This is a genomic window from Rhodococcus aetherivorans (genome assembly GCF_011058165.1).
Lineage (GTDB): Bacteria > Actinomycetota > Actinomycetes > Mycobacteriales > Mycobacteriaceae > Rhodococcus > Rhodococcus aetherivorans.
The window spans coordinates 1-19361 of sequence record NZ_JAALEG010000017.1 but is presented as its reverse complement, the minus strand read 5'-3'; the positions used below and the strand labels follow the sequence as shown (position 1 = coordinate 19361).

18 protein-coding genes and 1 tRNA gene are annotated in these 19361 nt (G+C 71.8%); 15 read left to right on the top strand and 4 right to left on the bottom strand.

Annotated elements, in window-relative coordinates:
• Positions 1 to 37 precede the first annotated feature (37 nt).
• On the bottom strand, positions 38 to 1975 hold the full coding sequence (gene acs / locus G6039_RS09690) for an acetate--CoA ligase (protein ID WP_029547218.1): 1938 nt from the start codon (positions 1973 to 1975) through the stop codon (positions 38 to 40).
• Positions 1976 to 2179: 204 nt separating this feature from the next.
• Here acs and G6039_RS09685 point away from each other — a divergent pair, with 204 nt between their 5' ends.
• Positions 2180 to 2932, top strand: a complete 753-nt coding sequence (locus G6039_RS09685; protein WP_029547219.1) for a Fic family protein — start codon at positions 2180 to 2182, stop codon at positions 2930 to 2932.
• A 409-nt stretch (positions 2933 to 3341) separates the two neighbouring features.
• Here the strand turns inward: G6039_RS09685 and G6039_RS09680 are convergent, their stop codons facing one another.
• Positions 3342 to 4184, bottom strand: coding sequence for an HAD-IB family hydrolase (locus G6039_RS09680; protein ID WP_006941337.1), 843 nt, complete (start codon positions 4182 to 4184; stop codon positions 3342 to 3344).
• 378 nt (positions 4185 to 4562) lie between these two features.
• Here G6039_RS09680 and ssd point away from each other — a divergent pair, with 378 nt between their 5' ends.
• From ssd to G6039_RS09645, 7 genes are read left to right on the top strand one after another with little or no spacing between them, the layout of a single operon-like run.
• A complete protein-coding gene (gene ssd, locus G6039_RS09675) occupies positions 4563 to 5636 on the top strand; it encodes a septum site-determining protein Ssd (RefSeq protein ID WP_043796625.1) in 1074 nt (357 codons plus the stop codon).
• Complete coding sequence (locus G6039_RS09670) at positions 5633 to 6805, top strand: TadA family conjugal transfer-associated ATPase (RefSeq protein WP_029547220.1); 1173 nt, start codon at positions 5633 to 5635, stop codon at positions 6803 to 6805. The genes ssd and G6039_RS09670 overlap by 4 nt, the downstream gene beginning before the upstream one ends.
• A complete protein-coding gene (locus tag G6039_RS09665) occupies positions 6802 to 7602 on the top strand; it encodes a type II secretion system F family protein (RefSeq protein ID WP_006941346.1) in 801 nt (266 codons plus the stop codon). The genes G6039_RS09670 and G6039_RS09665 overlap by 4 nt, the downstream gene beginning before the upstream one ends.
• The gene (locus G6039_RS09660) at positions 7566 to 8204 is read left to right on the top strand and encodes a type II secretion system F family protein (protein ID WP_029547221.1); all 639 of its coding nucleotides are present in this window, start codon (positions 7566 to 7568) and stop codon (positions 8202 to 8204) included. The genes G6039_RS09665 and G6039_RS09660 overlap by 37 nt, the downstream gene beginning before the upstream one ends.
• A 42-nt stretch (positions 8205 to 8246) precedes the next feature.
• Positions 8247 to 8450 (top strand): DUF4244 domain-containing protein, encoded by a 204-nt coding sequence (locus G6039_RS09655; RefSeq protein ID WP_006941350.1) that lies wholly within the window; start codon positions 8247 to 8249, stop codon positions 8448 to 8450.
• A gap of 17 nt (positions 8451 to 8467) precedes the next feature.
• A complete protein-coding gene (locus G6039_RS09650; RefSeq protein ID WP_006941351.1) occupies positions 8468 to 8782 on the top strand; it encodes a TadE family type IV pilus minor pilin in 315 nt (104 codons plus the stop codon).
• Entirely contained in the window at positions 8779 to 9123 is a 345-nt protein-coding gene (locus tag G6039_RS09645; protein WP_037201380.1) for an Rv3654c family TadE-like protein, read from the top strand. The genes G6039_RS09650 and G6039_RS09645 overlap by 4 nt, the downstream gene beginning before the upstream one ends.
• A 9-nt stretch (positions 9124 to 9132) precedes the next feature.
• On the opposite strand, the gene G6039_RS09640 is transcribed toward G6039_RS09645, so the two are convergent.
• Entirely contained in the window at positions 9133 to 11478 is a 2346-nt protein-coding gene (locus G6039_RS09640) for a DEAD/DEAH box helicase (RefSeq protein ID WP_029547223.1), read from the bottom strand.
• A 391-nt stretch (positions 11479 to 11869) separates the two neighbouring features.
• Here G6039_RS09640 and G6039_RS09635 point away from each other — a divergent pair, with 391 nt between their 5' ends.
• From G6039_RS09635 to G6039_RS31220, 4 genes are all read left to right on the top strand, one after another.
• Positions 11870 to 12073 (top strand): cold-shock protein, encoded by a 204-nt coding sequence (locus G6039_RS09635; RefSeq protein ID WP_003935252.1) that lies wholly within the window; start codon positions 11870 to 11872, stop codon positions 12071 to 12073.
• A gap of 129 nt (positions 12074 to 12202) precedes the next feature.
• A complete protein-coding gene (locus tag G6039_RS09630) occupies positions 12203 to 12790 on the top strand; it encodes a hypothetical protein (RefSeq protein ID WP_029547224.1) in 588 nt (195 codons plus the stop codon).
• A 135-nt stretch (positions 12791 to 12925) separates the two neighbouring features.
• Positions 12926 to 15859 carry a type I DNA topoisomerase gene (gene topA / locus G6039_RS09625; protein WP_029547225.1) on the top strand — a complete coding sequence of 978 codons (2934 nt, stop codon included), beginning with the start codon at positions 12926 to 12928 and terminating at the stop codon, positions 15857 to 15859.
• A 32-nt stretch (positions 15860 to 15891) separates the two neighbouring features.
• Complete coding sequence (locus tag G6039_RS31220) at positions 15892 to 16566, top strand: helix-turn-helix domain-containing protein (RefSeq protein ID WP_006940060.1); 675 nt, start codon at positions 15892 to 15894, stop codon at positions 16564 to 16566.
• A 4-nt stretch (positions 16567 to 16570) separates the two neighbouring features.
• Here the strand turns inward: G6039_RS31220 and G6039_RS09615 are convergent, their stop codons facing one another.
• Positions 16571 to 16957 carry a VOC family protein gene (locus G6039_RS09615; protein ID WP_029547227.1) on the bottom strand — a complete coding sequence of 129 codons (387 nt, stop codon included), beginning with the start codon at positions 16955 to 16957 and terminating at the stop codon, positions 16571 to 16573.
• A 94-nt stretch (positions 16958 to 17051) separates the two neighbouring features.
• Here G6039_RS09615 and G6039_RS09610 point away from each other — a divergent pair, with 94 nt between their 5' ends.
• From G6039_RS09610 to G6039_RS09600, 3 genes are all read left to right on the top strand, one after another.
• Positions 17052 to 18239, top strand: a complete 1188-nt coding sequence (locus G6039_RS09610; protein WP_029547228.1) for a DNA polymerase III subunit delta' — start codon at positions 17052 to 17054, stop codon at positions 18237 to 18239.
• Between the two features lie 65 nt (positions 18240 to 18304).
• A tRNA-Thr gene (locus G6039_RS09605) sits at positions 18305 to 18377 on the top strand.
• 286 nt (positions 18378 to 18663) lie between these two features.
• Positions 18664 to 18861: a hypothetical protein gene (locus G6039_RS09600; RefSeq protein ID WP_029547229.1), complete on the top strand. Its 198-nt coding sequence runs from the start codon at positions 18664 to 18666 to the stop codon at positions 18859 to 18861.
• Positions 18862 to 19361 lie beyond the last annotated feature (500 nt).

Genomic DNA, 19361 nt, shown 5'->3' with positions numbered 1-19361 from the left:
TACGACAACCCGAAGGACGCACCGGCAGCTCCGCTGCCTACTTGCCCTGGGCGCGGATCGCCTCGAAGACCTTCGGGTCGACCAGGGTGGAGGTGTCGCCGAGCTCGCGGCCCTCGGCGACGTCGCGCAGCAGGCGGCGCATGATCTTGCCGGAGCGGGTCTTGGGCAGTTCCGGCACGATCGAGATCTGCCGGGGCTTGGCGATCGGGGAGATCTCGGTGGAGACCTGGTTGCGCAGCTCGGTGATGAGCTGATCGCCGGTGTTGGTCACGCCCTCGCGCAGGATGACGAACGCGACGATGCCCTGGCCGGTGGTCTCGTCGGCGGCACCGACGACGGCGGCCTCGGCGACGGCCGGGTGCCCGACGAGCGCGGATTCGACCTCCGAGGTCGAGATCCGGTGTCCGGAGACGTTCATGACGTCGTCGACGCGGCCGAGGACCCACAGGGCCCCGTCCTCGTCGTAGCGCGCGCCGTCGCCGGCGAAGTACCAGCCCTCCTCGGCGTACCGGGACCAGTAGGTGTCCTTGTAGCGGTCCATGTCGCCCCAGATGCCGCGCAGCATCGACGGCCACGGCTGATCGAGCACCAGGTAGCCGTTGCCGCCGGCCCCCAGCGGCACGGCGTTGTCGTCGACGATCTTGGCGGAGATGCCGGGCAACGGCGCCATCGCCGAGCCCGGCTTGGTGGCGGTGATCCCCGGCAGCGGCGAGATCATGATCGCGCCGGTCTCGGTCTGCCACCAGGTGTCGACGATCGGGGCCTGGCCGGCGCCGATGACCTCCCGGAACCAGCGCCACGCCTCGGGATTGATCGGCTCGCCGACCGAGCCCAGCAGCCGGATCGAGGACAGGTCGTGCGCGTCGGGGATGTCCCGGCCCCACTTCATGAAGGTGCGGATCAGGGTCGGGGCGGTGTAGTAGATGCTCACCCCGTACTTTTCGATGATCTCGAAGTGCCGGTGCTCGTTCGGCGAGTTCGGGGTGCCCTCGTAGACGACCTGGGTCGCGCCGTTGCTCAGCGGCCCGTACACGATGTAGCTGTGCCCGGTGACCCAGCCGATGTCGGCGGTGCACCAGTACACGTCGCGGCCGGGCTTGTGGTCGAACACGTAGTGGTGGGTGTAGGAGGCCTGCGTCAGGTAGCCCCCGGAGGTGTGGATGATGCCCTTGGGCTTACCGGTGGTGCCCGAGGTGTAGAGGATGAACAGCGGGTGCTCGGCGTCGAACGGCTGCGCCTCGTGCTCGGCGGAGGCCTTGTCGACCGTCTCGTGCCACCACAGATCGCGTCCCTCGGTCCAGTCGACGTCGATGCCGGTGCGCTTGACCACCAGCACGTGCTGCACCGACGCCGCATCGGCGACAGCTTCGTCGGCGGCCGGCTTGAGCGGGGCGGCCTGACCGCGGCGCCACTGCCCGTCGACGGTGACGACGAGTTTGGCCTGCGCGTCGTCGATGCGCGAGCGCAGCGCGTGCGAGGAGAACCCGGCGAAGACCACCGAGTGGGTCAGGCCGAGGCGGGCGCAAGCCAGCATCGCCACGATCGCCTCGGGGATCATCGGCATGTAGATCGCGACCCGGTCGCCGGCGACCAGGCCCAGGTCGGTGAAGGTGTTCGCCGCCTTGCACACCTCGGCGAGCAGATCGTTGTAGGTCAGCGCGCGCGAATCGCCGGGCTCGCCCTCGAAGTGGATGGCGACGCGGTCGCCGTTGCCGGCGAGGACATGCCGGTCGACGCAGTTGTAGGCGACGTTGAGCTGCCCGCCGACGAACCACTTCGCCACCGGCGCGTCGGACCAGTCCAGCACCTCGGACCACTCGGTGGCCCAGTCCAGCCGCTGCGCCTGCGTCGCCCAGAATCCGAGCCGGTCGGCGTCTGCGGCGGCCTGCAACTCGGGACCGGCGTTGGCGGTGGCGACGAACTCGGGGCTCGGTGGGTACACCTGCTGTTCGTGGTCCTGCGCTGCGCTCGTCATGGTTGCGGGGCCTCTTTCCGGTCGGTCCAAACAGTTCGGGCACCTGTGAGGGTAGTCACCTGTGACCGACATCGCACCGTTGCATCCGGCTGCAACCTGGTCACTTTCGACGATCGGTCGGTCCCGCGCGACGGGCGGTCGGCCTCCGCGGCCAGTGGAACCGCGGGCGCGGGTGGTCGGCAACAGCCGGTACCGTCGGATGCCGTGACCGACCCCTTGCAGCCCCTGCTCGACCTGCCCGGAGTGCGCGATGCCGCGGACCGGGCGCGCGATGCCCTCGCCGAGGTGCACCGGCACAGGACCAACCGGCGCGGCTGGCCGAACACCGCCGCCGAGGCGTCGGTTCGGGCGGCCCGGGCCTCCGCCGCGCTCGACGGCGGATCGATGGAGCTGCCGCCGCCGGGGGAGGCGGGTGATCCGATCCTGGCCGGTGCGCTGCGGGTGGCGCAGGCGCTCGACGGCGACGGCCTGGCCGTCATGGTGTCCACCTGGCAGCGCGCGCCCCTGCAGGCCCTTGCGCGCCTGCACCTGCTCGCGGCGGCCGACCTCGTCGACGAGTCGGAGGCGCTGGGCCGGCCTCGCACGGAACCGGGCGTGGGGGAGCGGCTCGACGCGCTCGCCCAGTTGGTGACCGGAGGCACCCGGGCGCCGGCGCCGGTGCTGGCCGCAGTGGTGCACGGCGAGCTGGCGGTGCTGCGCCCGTTCGGTGTCGCCGACGGCGTGATCGCCCGGGCGGCGTCCCGCCTCGTGTCGGTCGCGAGCGGGCTGGACGTGCACAATCTCGGTGTTCCCGAGGTGAGCTGGATGCGTCGCGCCCAGGCCTACCGCGATGGGCTCGCGGGCTTCGAGTCGGGCACCGCGGAGGGCGTCGGGGGTTGGATCGTCTTCTGCTGCGGCGGGCTGGAAGCGGGCGCGCGCGAGGCGACATCGATCGCGGACGCCTTCGCCGGAGGATGATCCGGAGCGTGAATCGTCAAGCGTGTCACCGATTTTCATGCAGGTGACCACATGTAAGCGGGCGACGTCGCCGAATGACTTCGGTGGCGTCGCCCGCCGGCACGGACTGCCGAGTTACCAAGCGTGCTGCATGGGTTGTGTGTCACTGGCCTCGGCGAGGGTTCGGATATCGCTGGTTCGTCCTCGCAACGGGTGCGGGGTGTTCGCCTTCGAAGACCCGAATCTCGCAAGCCCACAACACTTTTGCCCTTATAGTGGCATCGGCTCCGCGTGGGTGCTCGGTGTCCGTGCTGGGAATTCCGGTCGGGAGATCGAACCTTCTCTTCCGATTCGCTCTTGGCCTTCCGTCCTTCCGTAACTCCTTTCTACTCCCGGTCTCCGAGGGGGGCAAGTCCCATTTTCGGGACCGTCACCCGCGCGCCGCGAACCCCGGCCGGTGCCGCCGGCGCAGCGCGAGGTACGTCGCCGCGCCCGCCGCCACCGCGCCCGCCGTGATCGCGGCCGTCGCGGCGACGGCGGCCGGCGGCGTCGCGGTGAGACGATGCAGGAGCGGCACAGGACGCGTGAAAGTAAGTATCGGCCAACCATTTTCGAGGGATTCTCGACGCAGCACCCGATCCGGGTTCACCGCGCGCGGATGGCCCACGGCCCGCAGCATCGGAATGTCCGTCGACGAGTCGGAGTACGCGTAGCAACGTGCGAGATCGTAACCGTACTGCAGCGCCAGTGCCTGTATCGCCTCCGCCTTGGCCTCGCCGTAGCAGTAGAACTCCAGCTCTCCGGCGTAGCGGCCCTCCTCGATCCGCATCCGGCTGGCGGTGCTGTGCGTCGCCCCCAGTGCCGCCGCGATGGGAGTGACCACCTCCTCCCCGGACGCGGACACGATGATCACGTCGTGCCCGCGGAGCTTGTGGTCCGCGATGAGATCGGCGGCCTCGGCGAAGACCAGAGGATCCACGATATCGTGCAGCGTCTCGGCGACGATCGACTTGATCTGCTCGACATCCCAGCCCGTGCACATCGCCGCGATGTGGGCCCGCATGCGCTCCACCTGATCGTGGTCGGCCCCGGACAGCATGAACAGGAACTGGGCATAGCTGCTCTTCAGCACCGCCCGCCGGTTGAGGAGTCCCTGGGCGAAGAACGGCTTGCTGAAGGCGAGTGCGCTGGACTTCGCGATGACGGTCTTGTCGAGGTCGAAGAAGGCGGCGATTCGGCCGGACTGGGTCGGGGCCACGGTCGCGTCGGTCACGGCACCACAATAGGTGTGACTGCTCCTTCCCGGTACGCCCTGCGCTCCGGCCGGTCGTCCGGCCCCTCCACCTGCGCAAAACGCGCGACGGTCGAACCTGCACACTGCGTGAAATGCGCGACGGTTGAACTTGCAAATATCGGGTCGGGGCGTAGTATCGACGACACCTGGACATAGTCCAGGGGGTGTTCAGCCCGACCCCCCCGGGGCTGAACATGACGACCCTCGCCTCCTCCCCCCCTGGCGAGGGTCGTCCTCTGTTCCGGGACCTTTCGGAGCCCGGCGCGTTCATCCACAGGCAGCGCGTTCATCCACAGATTCGCCGGTTCCCCCGGCAGCTGCTTCCGGGGCGCCCAGCCACCGCGCAAGCTGGGCGCCATGACCGATGTCCTGGCCCTCGTCGACGATCCCGCGCTGATGGCGAGCCTGCGTCGCGTGGCGGCCGCCTCCGACCGCACCGTCGGTGAGACGGTGACGACACCGTCGCGCAGAACCTGGCTCGACGCCGGACTCGTCGTGATCGACCGCACCGCGGCCCTGGCATGCGCGCAGCAGCTCCCCCGGCGGGGCGGAATCGTCCTGGTCACCGCCGGCGGCGCCGACCTCCTCGATTGGCAGGCGGCCACCGCGGTCGGCGCCGAACACGTAGTGGGTCTGCCCGACGACGAGGTCGAACTGCTCACCGTGCTCGGCACGGCCGCCGAGCCCGACGCGGGCGGCGGCCACGTCGTCGCTGTCCTCGGCGGCTGCGGCGGCGCCGGCGCGTCCACGTTCGCAGCCGCCCTGGCATGGACGGTCGCCGCCTTCCGGCGCAGTGCGGGAGCCCTCCTCGTCGACGGCGACCCCCTGGGCGGGGGACTGGACGTCCTCACCGGAATCGAGGACCGGCCGGGTGTCCGCTGGCCCGGTCTCACCGTCGATCGTGGCCGGCTCTCCGCCCGGACCCTGCGCGATGCGGTGCCCGAATGGCTGCCGGGACTCGGCGTGCTGTCCGCAGATCGCGAGTCCGCCGCAGAGCCGGCGCCCGCCGCGGTCACCGCCGTGCTCGACACCGTCCGCCGCTCCGGCGACCTGGTGGTGTGCGACGTGCCCCGCAGCCGCGGGCCCGCCGCCGAGGCGATGGTGGCCGCCGCCGACCTGACCGTGCTGGTGGTGCCCGCCCGCGTCCGCGCCGCCCTCGCCGCGGGGCGGGTCGCCGGCTGGGTCGCCGAACAGAACACCAATCAGGGCATCGTCGTGCGCGGCCCGGCCCCCGGCGGGTTGCGCGGCCGGGACGTTGCCGACGTGGTGGGGCTGCCGCTGATCACCACGATGCGCGCGCAGCCCGGGCTCGCCGCGGCGCTCGAACGCGGCGGACTGCGGCTCGGACGGCGCTCTCCACTCGTCCACGCCGCCGAGTCCGTTCTCGACGTGCTGACCGGACCCGAACCGGGCTCGCGGTGGGCGGCATGAGCGCCGTCCTCACGGCCGAGCTGCTCGACCGGGTCCGCGAACGGCTCGCGACCGAGGCCGGCGAACCCACGCCGGACCGCGTCGCCGCCGCGCTGCGTGCGGAGTCCGGCGGGGTTCTCGGCGACTTCGACCTGCTCACGGCCCTGCGGCACCTGCAGACCGAGCTCTCCGGCGCCGGCCCGCTCGAAGCGCTGCTCGCCGAGCCCGGCGTCACCGACGTCCTCGTCACCGCCCCGGACCGGGTCTGGGTCGACCGCGGCGCCGGGCTGCGGCTCGCTCCCGTCGGCTTCCCCGACGAGGCGTCGGTGCGGCGACTCGCCCAGCGCCTCGCGCTGTTCGCCGGACGGCGCCTCGACGACGCGCAGCCGTGGGTCGACGGCCGGCTGCCAGGGCACGGCGATTTCGGGGTGCGCCTGCACGCCGTCCTCGCACCCGTCGCGCAGGGCGGCACCTGCCTGTCGCTGCGCGTGCTGCGGCCCGCCACCCAGGGGCTCGACGCGCTGCGTGATCGCGGCGCCGTCGATCCGCACGCCTATCGGCTGCTGCGACGGATCGTCGCCGCCCGGCTCGCCTTCCTCGTCGTCGGGGGCACCGGGGCAGGCAAGACCACCCTGCTCGCGGCACTGCTCGGCACGGTGGACCCGGGCGAGCGGATCGTGTGCGTCGAGGACGCCGCCGAGCTCGCTCCCGCCCATCCCCACGTCGTGCGGCTCGTCGCCCGGGCCGCCAACGTCGAAGGCGTCGGTGAGGTCGCGGTGCGCGACCTCGTGCGGCAGGCGCTGCGGATGCGGCCCGACCGCATCGTCGTGGGCGAGGTGCGCGGCGCCGAGGTCGTCGATCTTCTGACGGCACTGAACACCGGTCACGACGGCGGCGCGGGCACGGTGCACGCCAACTCGCCGGACGAGGTGCCGGCGCGGCTCGAAGCGCTCGCCGCACTCGGCGGCCTGGACCGGGCCGCCCTGCACAGCCAGCTCGTCGCGGCGGTGCAGGTGGTTCTGCACGTGCACCGCACCCCCGACGGGACCCGCCGGCTGACGGAGATCGGTGTCGTGCAGCGGGACACCGTGTCGGGTGTCGTCGTCGCGCCCGCGTGGACCCACGAGCGCGGCACGGAGGCCGGCATGGACCGACTCGAAGAGCTCTTCCGCCGACGGGAACCGCGGTGACCGCGGCGGCCCTGTGCCTGGCCGCGGCCGTGCTGGTGGCGCCGGGTGCGGTCGCCACGCCGCGGCTGCGGGCACTGCGCACGACGGTCGCCGCCGGACGGTCGTGGCGGCCGCCGCAGGAGGTGACGGTCGGGCTGTGCGTCCTCCCGGCGCTGCTGCTCGGCGTCGCGCCCGCCGTCGCGGCGGCGGTCGTCGCCGGCACCGCCGTGCGACGGCTGCGGCGACGGCGCCGGGACCGCGCACTCGACGCCGAGCAGCGGACCCTGCTCGCCGGGCTCGAAACCGTTGTCGCCGAGCTCGAGGTGGGCACCCATCCGGCCGAGGCGTGCGCGACGGCGGCGCGGGAGACGACCGGGCCGACTGCCGACGCCTTCCGCGTCGCGGCGGCGCGGGTCCGGCTCGGCGGCAGCGCGGCCGACGGCCTGCGCGCCGCGGCCCGCGCGCCGGGACAGTCGGGGCTCGCCGCGTCGCTCGAGCGGCTCGCCGCGGCCTGGGAGGTGTCGGACCGGCACGGGCTGGCGCTGGCGCAACTCCTCACGGCCGCGCGCTCGGATCTGTCCGGCCGCATGCGGCTGCGCTCGCGCACCGAGGCGGGACTGGCGGGGGCCCGCGCGACGGCGACGGTGCTCGCGGCCCTTCCGGCGCTCGGTGTGGCGCTGGGGCAGATGATGGGGGCCGCGCCGGTGACGGTGCTGCTCGGCGACGGTCTCGGTGGTGTGTTGCTGGTGGTGGGCACCGTGCTGGCGTGCGCCGGGCTGCTGTGGACCGATCGGATCGCGACGCGGGTGGCATCGTGACGGCGTCGCTGGTGTGCCTTGCCGTGGCGCTCGTGATCCTGCCGGACCTGCAGGCGCGACGGTTGCAGGCCCTCGCCGCCGGGGCTGCGACGTCCGGCGGAGCGGCCGACTCCGGCGGTGCGCCGGACGACCCCCATGCCGTGCCCGCCGCGTTCGACCTGATGGCCGCCTGCCTGCGTGCCGGCCTGCCGACGGCGACGGCGGCCCGGGCGGTCGCCGACTCGGCGCCGCCGGCCCTCGCACGGGCCCTGCGTCGGGGCGCGGACCGGCTCGAGCTCGGGGCCGCCCCGACGGACGCGTGGAGCGGTCTCGGGGCCGCGACCTCGGACGGCTCCGGCGCCGAGACGGAGGCGCTGGAGGCCTTCGCCCGCGCGGCGCGGCGATCGGCGCGGTCCGGTGCCCCGCTGTCGGGCATCGTCGCCGAGGTGGCGGAGCGGCAGCGCGAACAGGCGGAGGACCGGGCGGCTGCGGCCGTCGAGCGTGCCGGGGTCCTGGTCAGCGGCCCGCTCGGGCTGTGTTTCCTGCCGGCGTTCGTATGCCTGGGCATCGTGCCCGTCGTGATCGGGCTCGCGGGACGCGTGCTCGGCGACGGGCTGTTGTGAGACGTCGGCGCGGACGGTCCGCGCCGAAGGAGGGGAGGAACCATGGTAGGCAACGTGATTCGGGCGGCGGCGCAGCGGCTGAGCGGTGCCGTCGCGGCGGAGGACGGCATGTCCACCGCGGAGTACGCGATCGGCACGATCGCCGCGGCGGCGTTCGGTGCCGTGCTGTACACGGTGGTCACCGGCGACAACATCGTCACCGCGCTCACCGGCATCGTCGAGCGCGCGCTGAACACGGCGGTGTGAGCGGGGACGACGGCGGGGTGACCGTCGAGGCGGCGATCGCCCTCACCACGCTGGTGAGTGTTCTCGTGCTGTGTCTCGGTGCGGTGCTGTGTGTTTCGAATCAGCTCCGGTGTCAGGACGCGGCGCGGGAGGCCGCCCGGCTCGCGGCTCGCGGCGACGGGGTGCGAGCGGTGGAGGTGGCGGCGCGGGTCGCTCCGGAGGGCGCACGGATCTCCGTGCGCCCCGACGGTGACCTCGTCGTGGCGACGGTGACGGCGGACGGTCCGCTGCTGCCGATGGTGACGCTCACGGCGGAGGCGGTATCCGTGCTCGAACCGGAAGTGGCGCAGTGACATTCGGGGACGACCGGGGTAGTGCGAGCGTGATGGGGTGTTTCGTCGCGGTCGCGCTGATCGTGGTCACCGGGCTGCTCGTGCAGACGGGTGCGGGGGTCGCGACGCGGCACCGGGCACAGGCGGCGGCCGACCTGGCGGCCCTGGCGGTGGCCGGTGCGCTCGATCGCGGATCGGACACCGCATGCTCGGAGGCGGACCGGATCGCGGCGCGGATGCGGGCGCAGGTGCGCTCGTGCACCGTCGACGGCTGGGACGCCGTCGTCGAGGTCGGGGCCGAGGTGTCGCTGCCGGCTGGGCGGCAGGCCCGGGCGATCGCGCGGGCGGGGCCGGCCGGGTGAGACGCGAGGTCAGGCGAGGGTGTCGAGCACCGCGCCCAGCAACGCGACCGCGCCGGCCTTGTCGAGCGGGTCGTTGCCGTTGCCGCACTTGGGGGAGTACACGCACGACGGGCAACCGGCGGCGCATTCGCAGGCCGTCACGGCCGCGCGGGTTGCACCGAGCCACTCGGCGATGCGCGCGTACCCGCGGTCGGCGAAACCGGCGCCCCCGGGATGCCCGTCGTAGACGAAGACGGTGGGCAGCCCGGTGTCCGGGTGCACCGCGGTGGACACGCCGCCGATGTCCCAGCGGTCGCACGTCGCCACGAGCGGCAGCAGGCCGATGGCGGCGTGCTCGGCGGCGTGCAGCGCGCCGGGTACCCGTTCCGGTCCGATCCCGCACCGGTCGAGCAGTTCGGGGGTGACGGTGTACATCACCGCGCGCGTCGGCAGGCACTGGGACGGCATGTCGAGGTCGGTGCTGTCGAGCACCTCGCCGGACGGCAGCCGTCGCAGGTACGAGACCACCTGGTGGGTCACCTCGACCTCGACGAGGCCTACGGTCACCGGCCCGAGCGAGCGCTGTTCCGCCACGGCGGTCACGACGATGTCGGTGATCTCCCGCGCGGAGGTGGACCATTCGGGGTCCTCGGCGTGCACGAGCGCGATTCCGTCGTCGAGGTGCAACTCGTCGACGACGAACGACTCGCCGCGGTGCAGGTACACCGCTCCCGGATGCACGGTCGCCGGTGCACGACCGCCGTCGACGGTGCCGAGCATCCGTCCGGTGTCCGACTCGACGATGGCGATCTGGGTGCCGATGCCGCCGCGGATGTCGATGTCGGAGTGGGGACGGGTGTCCGGGGTGACGAACCAGCCGTGCGGGCGCCGCCGGATCGCTCCCTGCGCGGCCAGGGCGGCGAGCACGTCGGCCGCACCGAACTCCTCGACCTCGGCGTCGGTGAGCGGCAGCTCGAGTGCGGCGCACAGCAGTTGCGGGCCGAGCACGTACGGATTGGTGGGATCGGTGACCGTCGCCTCGACGGGCTTGTCGAGCAGCGCCGCCGGATGGTGCACGAGGTAGGTGTCGAGCGGATCGTCGCGGGCGACGAGCACGACCAGCGATCCCGCACCGCGGCGCCCGGCCCGGCCGGCCTGCTGCCAGAACGACGCGACGGTGCCCGGGAATCCGGCGACGACGACGGCGTCCAGGCCGGCGATGTCCATGCCGAGTTCCAGGGCGTTGGTGCTGGCGGCACCGAGCAGCCGGCCGTCCGCCAGGGCCGCCTCGAGCTCGCGGCGCTCCTCGGCGAGGTAGCCGGCGCGGTAGGCGGCGACCCGATCGACGAGCTCGGGGGCGGCCTCGGCGAGCAGCCGCTGCGCACCGAGCGCGGTGAGTTCGGCACCGCGCCGGGACCGCACGAAGGCGAGGGTGCGGGCACCCTCGACGACGAGGTCGGCGAGGATGCGGGCGGCCTCGGTTCCGGCGGCGCGGCGCACGGGGGCACCGTTCTCGCCGGTCACCTGCTCGAGCAGCGGCGGCTCCCACAGCGCGACGGTGCGAGGTCCGTGCGGGGAGCCGTCCTCGGTCACCTCCCGGCAGGGCGCGCCGACGAGCCGGGACGCCGCGGCGCCGGGGTCGGCGGTCGTGGCGGAGGCGAGGACGAAGACCGGCCGGGCGCCGTAGCGCGCGGCGATCCGCCGCAGCCGGCGCAGCACCAGGGCCACGTTGGAGCCGAAGACGCCGCGATAGGAGTGACACTCGTCGACCACCACGTAGCGCAGCCGGCGGAAGAACCGGGACCAGCGGGCGTGCCCGGGCAGCATCGACATGTGCAGCATGTCGGGGTTGGTGAAGATCCACCGTGAGTGGCTGCGCGCCCACTGCCGCAGTTCGGTGGAGGTGTCGCCGTCGTAGGCGCACGCGTGCACGTGACCGAGTTCGGGCTCGGCGGCGGTCACCTCGGTGACGGCGCGCAACTGGTCCGCGCAGAGCGCCTTCGTGGGGGAGAGGTACAGCGCGGTGGCGTGCGGGTCCTCGGCGAGGGCGGTGAGCACGGGTAGCTGGTAGGCGAGGGACTTGCCCGAGGCGGTGCCGGTGGAGACGACGACGTGCTCCCCGCCGGCGGCGAGGTCGGCGGCCTCTGTCTGGTGGCTCCACGGCCGGGGCACGCCGGTGGCGCGCAGAGCCCGGACGACGGCGTCGGACGCCCAGTCCGGCCAGTCGGTGTGGCGAACGTCGCGGGCGGGCAGGTCCGCGCTGTGGGTGAGGGGATGTTCCGAGGCCGGCGTGCCGGCAAGGACCCGTTCGAGCAGTTCGTGGCCGAAGCTCGACGGCCCGTCGCCGACGGGACGGCGGTGCGGCGAGCTGGTCACACTGGGTACTCCGGAGGATGCGGTCGGGATGGGTAACCAGCGTAGTAGGCCATCGCTCCCGGCGTTCGGTCGGTGTCCGGTCGCGCGCGGGGTAACATCGACGTAACCGTACCGGCGAGTAATCCTGCCGTCGGCATATACAAGATCAAATTTTCGGGCGAATTGTGCGCCCGCCTACTGTTGTCTGCGCCCGGAACGTGGTTCACTGACATCGGTCGCAGCTTCTGTGTTCGGTGACTTGAGAAAGTGCACGGCTCGCAGGATCGATGGTTGCGAGCGCGGTGCTTTGCTCTTCCTGTGGGGGGATCAAGAAGTACAGCGGTCGGAACCGGCCCGGCGGCTCGCTCGCCCGCGAACCGCCGCATCCGGTGTTAGAAAGAGAAGGAAAAGCATGGCACAGGGCACTGTGAAGTGGTTCAACGCGGAGAAGGGCTTCGGCTTCATCGCTCCCGAGGACGGCTCCGCCGACGTTTTCGTCCACTACTCGGAGATCCAGGGCAGCGGCTTCCGCACCCTGGAGGAGAACCAGCGCGTGGAGTTCGAGGTCGGCCAGGGCACCAAGGGCCCGCAGGCCACCGGCGTTCGCGCGCTCTGATCGTCGACGCTCCTGCCGGAGCCTGACGTGACTCGGTCCGCAGGGACCGAATCCTCGATCGTCCCCCGTCACCATCGGTGAGGGGGGACGATCTGTTTCTGCGGCAGGTAGCGGAGGAAGGGCGGGTGAGTGAGCCAACTGTCGTTCTTCGGGGCCGAGGAGATGCCCCCGGACCCGACCGACCTCGGCGGCCTGCTGGCCGCGCACGGCCACGCGGTGGTCTCCGGTGACGGCGCACGGATCTCCGTGGTCGTGGACGAGCCGTGGCGGGCGGAGGCGATCGCGGAGCTGATGGCGCAGGCCGCGCTGTCCCCGGAGGTCACCCGGACGGACGAGGGACACCCCCTGGTGCGCACCGCCGCCCTACCGGAACTCGTCCCGGTGGCGGCCGCATGGACACGGGGTGCGGTGAAGGCGGTGCCGGCGGGATGGGTGCCGGGCTCGCGAGCTCTGCGGGCGTGGGTGCTCGCGGCCGGCCGCGCCGAGGCCGAGGGCGAGCGCTACGTGCTGGGGCTGGATCCGCATGCCCCGGACACCCACCCGGTGCTGGCCCAGTCGCTGATGCGCGCCGGGATCGCGCCGACGCTGATCGGCACGCGCGGCGCCGCACCGGGCCTGCGGGTGTCCGGGCGACGCAGGTTGATGCGTCTCGTCGAGAACATCGGGGCGCCGCCGGACGACGCCCGCGCGCGGCAGATCTGGCCGCGCGTGCGGTAGGCGCCGCATCACAGGTGACAGGCCTTCCGTCGCAGGTGTGCGACCCTGTGTATGGCCGCGTCCGGGGAACGGGTCGGTATACATGTCGGGGAGAAGCACGACATGTCAGCGAACAGGGAAGGTGCGGGCAGCGCTGTGGCAGCACGGGACAACAGCACGTCGAACGGCTCGTCGGGCACGCGTCGGCTCGTGATCGTCGAGTCCCCGACCAAGGCGAAGAAGATCGCGCCCTACCTGGGCCGGGACTACGTCGTCGAGGCCTCCGTCGGGCACATCCGTGACCTGCCGCGCGGTGCCGCCGACGTGCCGGCCAAGTACAAGGGCGAGTCGTGGGCCCGGCTCGGCGTGAACGTCGACCACGGCTTCGAGCCGCTGTACGTCGTCAGTCCCGAGAAGAAGTCCAAGGTCACCGAACTGAAGGGGCTGCTGAAGGACGCGGACGAGCTGTACCTCGCGACCGACCCCGACCGTGAGGGCGAGGCCATCGCCTGGCACCTGCTCGAGACCCTCAAGCCGAAGGTCCCGGTCCGCCGGATGGTGTTCCACGAGATCACCGAGCCGGCCATCCGGGCCGCCGCGGAACACACCCGCGACCTCGACAACAACCTCGTCGACGCCCAGGAGACCCGCCGCATCCTCGACCGCCTCTACGGCTACGAGGTCAGCCCGGTGCTGTGGAAGAAGGTCATGCCGCGGTTGTCGGCGGGCCGCGTGCAGTCCGTCGCCACTCGGGTCATCGTGCAGCGCGAACGCGAGCGCATGGCCTTCCGGTCCGCGACGTACTGGGACATCGCCGCCACGCTCGACGCCGGCGCCGACGCGAGCCCCCGCTCGTTCGGGGCCCGGCTCGTCGGTGTCGACGGCGCCCGCGTCGCGGCCGGCCGCGACTTCGGACCCGACGGGCAGCTCAAGTCCACCGGCGTCGTCGTGCTCGACGAGGCGTACGCGCGACGGCTCGCCGAGGCCCTGCACGGTGTCGACCTGACGGTGACGTCGGTCGAGAGCAAGCCGTACACCCGCAAGCCGTACGCGCCGTTCATGACGTCGACCCTGCAGCAGGAGGCGGGCCGCAAGCTGCGGTTCTCGTCAGAGCGCACGATGCGCATCGCGCAGCGCCTGTACGAGAACGGCTACATCACGTACATGCGTACCGACTCGACGACCCTGTCCGAGAGCGCGATCTCCGCCGCCCGGGCGCAGGCCACCGAGTTGTACGGCGCGCAGTACGTGCACCCCACCCCGCGGCAGTTCACCCGCAAGGTGAAGAACGCGCAGGAGGCGCACGAGGCGATCCGTCCGGCCGGCGACGTGTTCGCCACGCCCGGCGAGCTGCACTCACGCCTCGACACCGACGAGTACCGGCTCTACGAGCTCATCTGGCAGCGCACCGTCGCCTCCCAGATGGCCGACGCGCGGGGCACCACCCTGACGCTGCGCATCACCGGCACCGCCGCGAGCGGCGAGGAGTGCACGTTCTCCTCGTCGGGCCGCACCATCACCTTCCCGGGCTTCCTCAAGGCGTACGTCGAGAGCGTCGACGAGGAGGCCGGCGGCCAGTCCGACGACGCCGAGTCCCGGCTGCCCAACCTGTCCGAGGGACAGCGCGTCACCGCGACCGAGCTCGATCCGGACGGCCACTCGACCAACCCGCCGGCCCGCTACACCGAGGCCAGCCTGATCAAGGCGCTCGAGGATCTCGGCATCGGCCGGCCGTCGACGTACGCGTCGATCATCAAGACCATCCTCGACCGCGGCTACGTCTACAAGCGTGGCAGCGCCCTGGTCCCGTCGTGGGTGGCGTTCGCGGTCATCGGGCTGCTCGAGGCGCACTTCGGACGCCTCGTCGACTACGGCTTCACCGCCGCCATGGAGGACGACCTCGACGAGATCGCGGGCGGCCACGAGCAGCGCACCGACTGGCTGACGAGCTTCTACTTCGGTGGTGCCCACGGCGCCGAGAACTCGGTGGCGCGCGAGGGCGGCCTGAAGAAGATGGTCGGAGAGAACCTCGAGGACATCGACGCCCGCGAGATCAACTCGATCCGGCTGTTCGACGACGCCGAGGGCCGGGAGATCCACGTGCGCGTCGGCCGGTTCGGCCCCTATCTCGAGCGGATGGTCCCCAATCCCGACTCCCCCGACGGGGAACCGGTCTCCCAGCGGGCGAACCTGCCCGACGACCTGCCGCCGGACGAGCTGACGCTCGAGTACGCGGAGAAGCTGTTCTCGACCCCGCAGGAGGGCCGGGTCCTCGGCGTCGACCCGGCCAGCGGCAACGAGATCGTCGCGCGGGAGGGCCGCTTCGGTCCGTACGTGACCGAGCTGCTGCGCGAACCGGAGCCGGAGCCGGAACCGGACATCACGCCCATCCCGGTCGAGGAGGCACCCTCGGCGGGCGGCACCGCGACTGGTGGTGGCACGGCCACCGTGACGAAGAAGGCCGCGAAGAAGGCGCCGGCGAAGAAGGCCGCCAAGAAGGCGGCCGGCCCCAAGCCGCGCACGGCCTCGCTGCTCAAGTCGATGGAACTGTCGACGGTGACGCTCGAGGACGCCCTGCGGCTGCTGTCGCTGCCGCGGGTGGTCGGGGTCGACCCCGCGACGGGCGAGGAGATCACCGCCCAGAACGGCCGCTACGGGCCGTACCTGAAGAAGGGCACCGACTCGCGGTCGCTGGCCGACGAGGAGCAGATGTTCACCGTCACCCTCGAGGAGGCGCTGAAGATCTACTCCGAGCCCAAGCGCCGCGGTCGGCAGGCCGCCGCCACGCCGCCGCTGCGGGAGCTGGGCACCGACCCGGTCAGTGGCAGCCCGATGGTGATCAAGGACGGGCGCTTCGGCCCGTACGTCACGGACGGCGAGACCAACGCCAGCCTCCGCAAGGGCGACGAGGTCGACACCATCACCGACGAACGCGCCTCCGAGCTGCTCGCGGATCGTCGCGCCCGGGGCCCGGCGAAGAAGACCGCGAAGAAGACCGCGGCCAAGAAGGTTCCGGCCAAGAAGACGGCCGCCAAGAAGACCGCGGCAAAGAAGACGACCGCGAAGAAGGCCGCCGCGAAGAAGGAGTGACCCTCCCCGGAGCGGCGGCCTATCCTCGCCGTGTGTACCGCGAGGCGGCGTCCGGCATACCCGGCGTGCTCGTGTGGACGGCGACGAGGACCGCGGGTACGGCCGGAACGTCCGTGCTGCCCGACGGCTGCACGGATCTGATCTGGCACGAGGACGGCTTCCTGGTGGCCGGACCGGATACCCGCGCCCAGTTCTCCGACCTGGGCACCCGCCGGGACCTGACCGCGGTGCGGTTCGGTCCCGGGGTGGGGCCGGCGGTGCTCGGGGTGGACGCGGCCGAGCTGCGCGACGCGCGCGTACCGCTGGACCGCATCCGGCCCGAGGCGCACGTTCGTCGCCTGGTGTCGGCCGCGGAGTCAGACCCGCTCGGTGCGCTCCTGCACGAGACGCGGCGCCGCCTGGACGGCGTCGACCGCAGCGTCGAGACGGGCATCGCGTCGCAGCTCGGCGCCGGAGCGTCCGTCGCCGAGGTGGCGACGTCGATGGGTTGGAGTGCGCGGCGGTTGCACCGGCACGCGCTGCGGGTCTACGGCTACGGTCCGAAGACGCTGGCGCGCGTGCTGCGATTCCGTCGCGCGGTCGGTCTCGCGCGCGCCGGCCGGTCGTTCTCCGACGTCGCGGCCGAGTGCGGTTTCAGCGACCAGGCCCACCTCGCACGGGAGGTACGCGCCCTCTCCGGCGTTACGCTCGGCGCGCTCGTTCGCTGAGCGGTCACGCGGGCAAGGCCGCGAACAGTTCGATGCTGTGCCCGTCGGGATCGTGCACGCTCGCATACCGCTGCTTCCAGAACGCGTCCCACGGTTCGAGCACGCTCGTGCATCCCGCCTCCAGCAGGTCGCGGTACGTCGCGTCCACATCCGCTGGTGAACCACAGTCGAACGCGAGTGCAGGACCACCGGTGCCCGGCCGGAAGCCCGGATGGAAGGCCCGGACCGACTCGAGGGTGTCCCACGCCAGGCGGAGCCCGCCCGGCAGCGTCGTCTCGTAGTGCGGTTCGTCGGAGCCGGCGGGCAGGTCCAGCCCGAGGCGGCGATAGCAGTCGAAGGAACGGGTCATGTCGGCGACGACGAGCCCGACCAGCGCGAGTTGTGCAGTCATGACGGTGACGCTAGGCCGCCGCGACGTCGCCGTCTTGAAGGTTTCGGACGGCCGACGCACCGGCCGCGTCGGAGCCGGTCGCTACGCTGAGGCCATGCCCGGTGTCTTCGAACGTCTCGTCGGCCAGCGCGACGTGGAGACCGAACTGACCGCCGCGGCCACCGCCGCGCGCGGGGGCGGAGCCGGTTCTCGGATGACGCACTCGTGGCTGTTCACCGGGCCCCCCGGCTCCGGGCGGTCGATCGCCGCCCTCTGCTTCGCCGCCGCCCTGCAGTGCACCGACCCCGCGGCACCGGGCTGCGGTCACTGCCACGCGTGCAGCACCACCATGGCCGGCACCCACGGCGACGTCCGTCGGGTGATCCCCGAGGGGCTCACGATCAGCGTCAAGGCGATGCGCGACATCGTCCGGACCGCCTCGCGTCGCCCGAGCACCGGGCAGTGGCAGGTCGTGGTGATCGAGGACGCGGACCGGCTCACCGAGGGCGCCGCGAACGCGCTGCTCAAGGTCGTCGAGGAACCGCCCGAACGCACGGTGTTCCTGCTGTGCGCGCCGTCGATCGATCCGCAGGACATCTCCGTGACCCTGCGCTCGCGATGCCGGCACGTCGCACTCGTCACGCCCAGCCCGGACGCGATCGCCCGGGTCCTGCGCGAACGCGACGGGCTCGACGCCGAGACCGCGAGCTGGGCGGCGTCGATCAGCGGCGGCCACGTCGGCCGTGCCCGGCGTCTGGCCACCGACGAGTCCGCCCGCGCCAGCCGTCGGCGTGCGCTGGATCTGGCCGAAGCCGTGCTCCGCCCCGCGACCACCTACACCGCCGCGGACGAGCTGGTCCAGCGTGCCGAGGCCGAGGCGAAGGAGATCAGCGTCGCGCGCGACGAGCGCGAGACCGAGGAACTCCGGACGGCTCTCGGCGCCGGTGGCACCGGTAAGGGCGCCGCCGGGGCGCTCCGCGGTGCGGCCGGCGTCCTCAAGGACCTCGAACGCACCCAGAAGTCCAGGCGCACGCGGACCGAGCGCGACATCATGGACCGCGCCCTCATCGATCTGGCCGGTCTCTACCGGGATGCGCTGGCACGTTCCCTGGGCGCTTCCGGCACCGCCAACCATCCCGACATGGCCGAGCGTGCCTCCGACCTGGCTTCGCGGGCCCGGCCGGAGGCGTTGCTGACCTGCATCGAGGCGATCCTCGAATGCCGTGAGGTCCTCGCACAGAACGTCAAACCGCGCTTCGCGGTGGCCGCCATGGCGGCCCGGCTGAGCTCGGCATTCCGGTAAGTGGCGAGGGGTGGTTTGCATTGGACAGGGGGGTAGGCGCTAAACTCGTGCGCGCCGTCAGGCACGCTGCCTTAGCTCAGTCGGTAGAGCATTTCACTCGTAATGAAAAGGTCGCGAGTTCGATTCTCGCAGGCAGCTCGGAGCGACGAAGGCCCTTCACCCGGAAGACGGGTGGAGGGCCTTCGTCGACCGGGGGACCCTTCCGGTCCGCTCGCCCACGACGAAGTCGCCCGCCGGCGCCCTCCGTGCCGGATGATGGCACGTGTGCTTCTGGAAATTTTCTCGATCGTTCTGATCGTCGGCGCCCTGGTCGTTCTCATCCCCACCGCGATGCGCGTGTTCCGCCGGCGCGACGACGACCACTAGGTCGGTCTTCGCCGCTCGGCACCCCGCTCGGGCGGCGCCCCCTCAGTACACTCGACTTATGAGTGAGTCGTTGAAAGAGCGGGTGCGAGCGAAGATTCTGCGCCAGCGCGGCGAAGACGGCGGGCGCCCTCTCGGTGACGCCGAAGGGGACAACCCCCGGCTCATCGACATCGACCTCGACCTGGCGCTGCTGGAGCAGGCCGCCGAGGGCGATGCCGTCGTGGAGGAGCTGGCCGTGAAGTACTGGGTGCCCTGACTCGGCGCAGAAAAGCGGTCTGACCAGGCGATTTGGTGAGAGCGCAATGTTCACGTAACTTATTCCAGGTCAGAGCGACACGGACACCGACCCGGCCCGCAGGGGCTCGGGACAACGAGGTTGGACGCAGGCGCCTGATTGTTCGGTTCGGAATCTTCTGGTAGGGTTCTGGGCCGTTGCCGATCCCACCGAGCGCGTCGGGTTTGTTTTCGCCGGGTGGTGTGGGTAGGCTGGAACGGTTGCCCCGGAACGCCGCGGACCTCGGTTCGTGGGTGATGGTGTGTGCGTGTTCTTTGAGAACTCAACAGTGTGCCGATGAATGTCAGTGCCAAAATATTTTTGGTGCGACCGCCCCTCTTTTCGGGGGGTGGTTGTTGCTGGCTGCCGCATTCTTCCGTCTGTGGTGGTCAGTGTTTTTTGCTGGTTTGAGTTTTTTGCTGGTGATTTGGCTCGATGTCTATGACTGATCGGCCCTTCGGGGTTTGATTGTGAGTCTTCAA

What these genes read in the sequence shown, in the direction of transcription:
- acs (WP_029547218.1), bottom strand. Translation starts at nt 1,975, where the DNA reads ATGACGAGCGCAGCGCAGGACCACGAACAGCAGGTGTACCCACCGAGC.
- ssd (WP_043796625.1), top strand. Translation starts at nt 4,563, where the DNA reads ATGACCGATGTCCTGGCCCTCGTCGACGATCCCGCGCTGATGGCGAGC.
- G6039_RS09670 (WP_029547220.1), top strand. Translation starts at nt 5,633, where the DNA reads ATGAGCGCCGTCCTCACGGCCGAGCTGCTCGACCGGGTCCGCGAACGG.
- G6039_RS09655 (WP_006941350.1), top strand. Translation starts at nt 8,247, where the DNA reads ATGGTAGGCAACGTGATTCGGGCGGCGGCGCAGCGGCTGAGCGGTGCC.
- G6039_RS09635 (WP_003935252.1), top strand. Translation starts at nt 11,870, where the DNA reads ATGGCACAGGGCACTGTGAAGTGGTTCAACGCGGAGAAGGGCTTCGGC.
- G6039_RS09615 (WP_029547227.1), bottom strand. Translation starts at nt 16,957, where the DNA reads ATGACTGCACAACTCGCGCTGGTCGGGCTCGTCGTCGCCGACATGACC.
- G6039_RS09610 (WP_029547228.1), top strand. Translation starts at nt 17,052, where the DNA reads ATGCCCGGTGTCTTCGAACGTCTCGTCGGCCAGCGCGACGTGGAGACC.
- G6039_RS09600 (WP_029547229.1), top strand. Translation starts at nt 18,664, where the DNA reads ATGAGTGAGTCGTTGAAAGAGCGGGTGCGAGCGAAGATTCTGCGCCAG.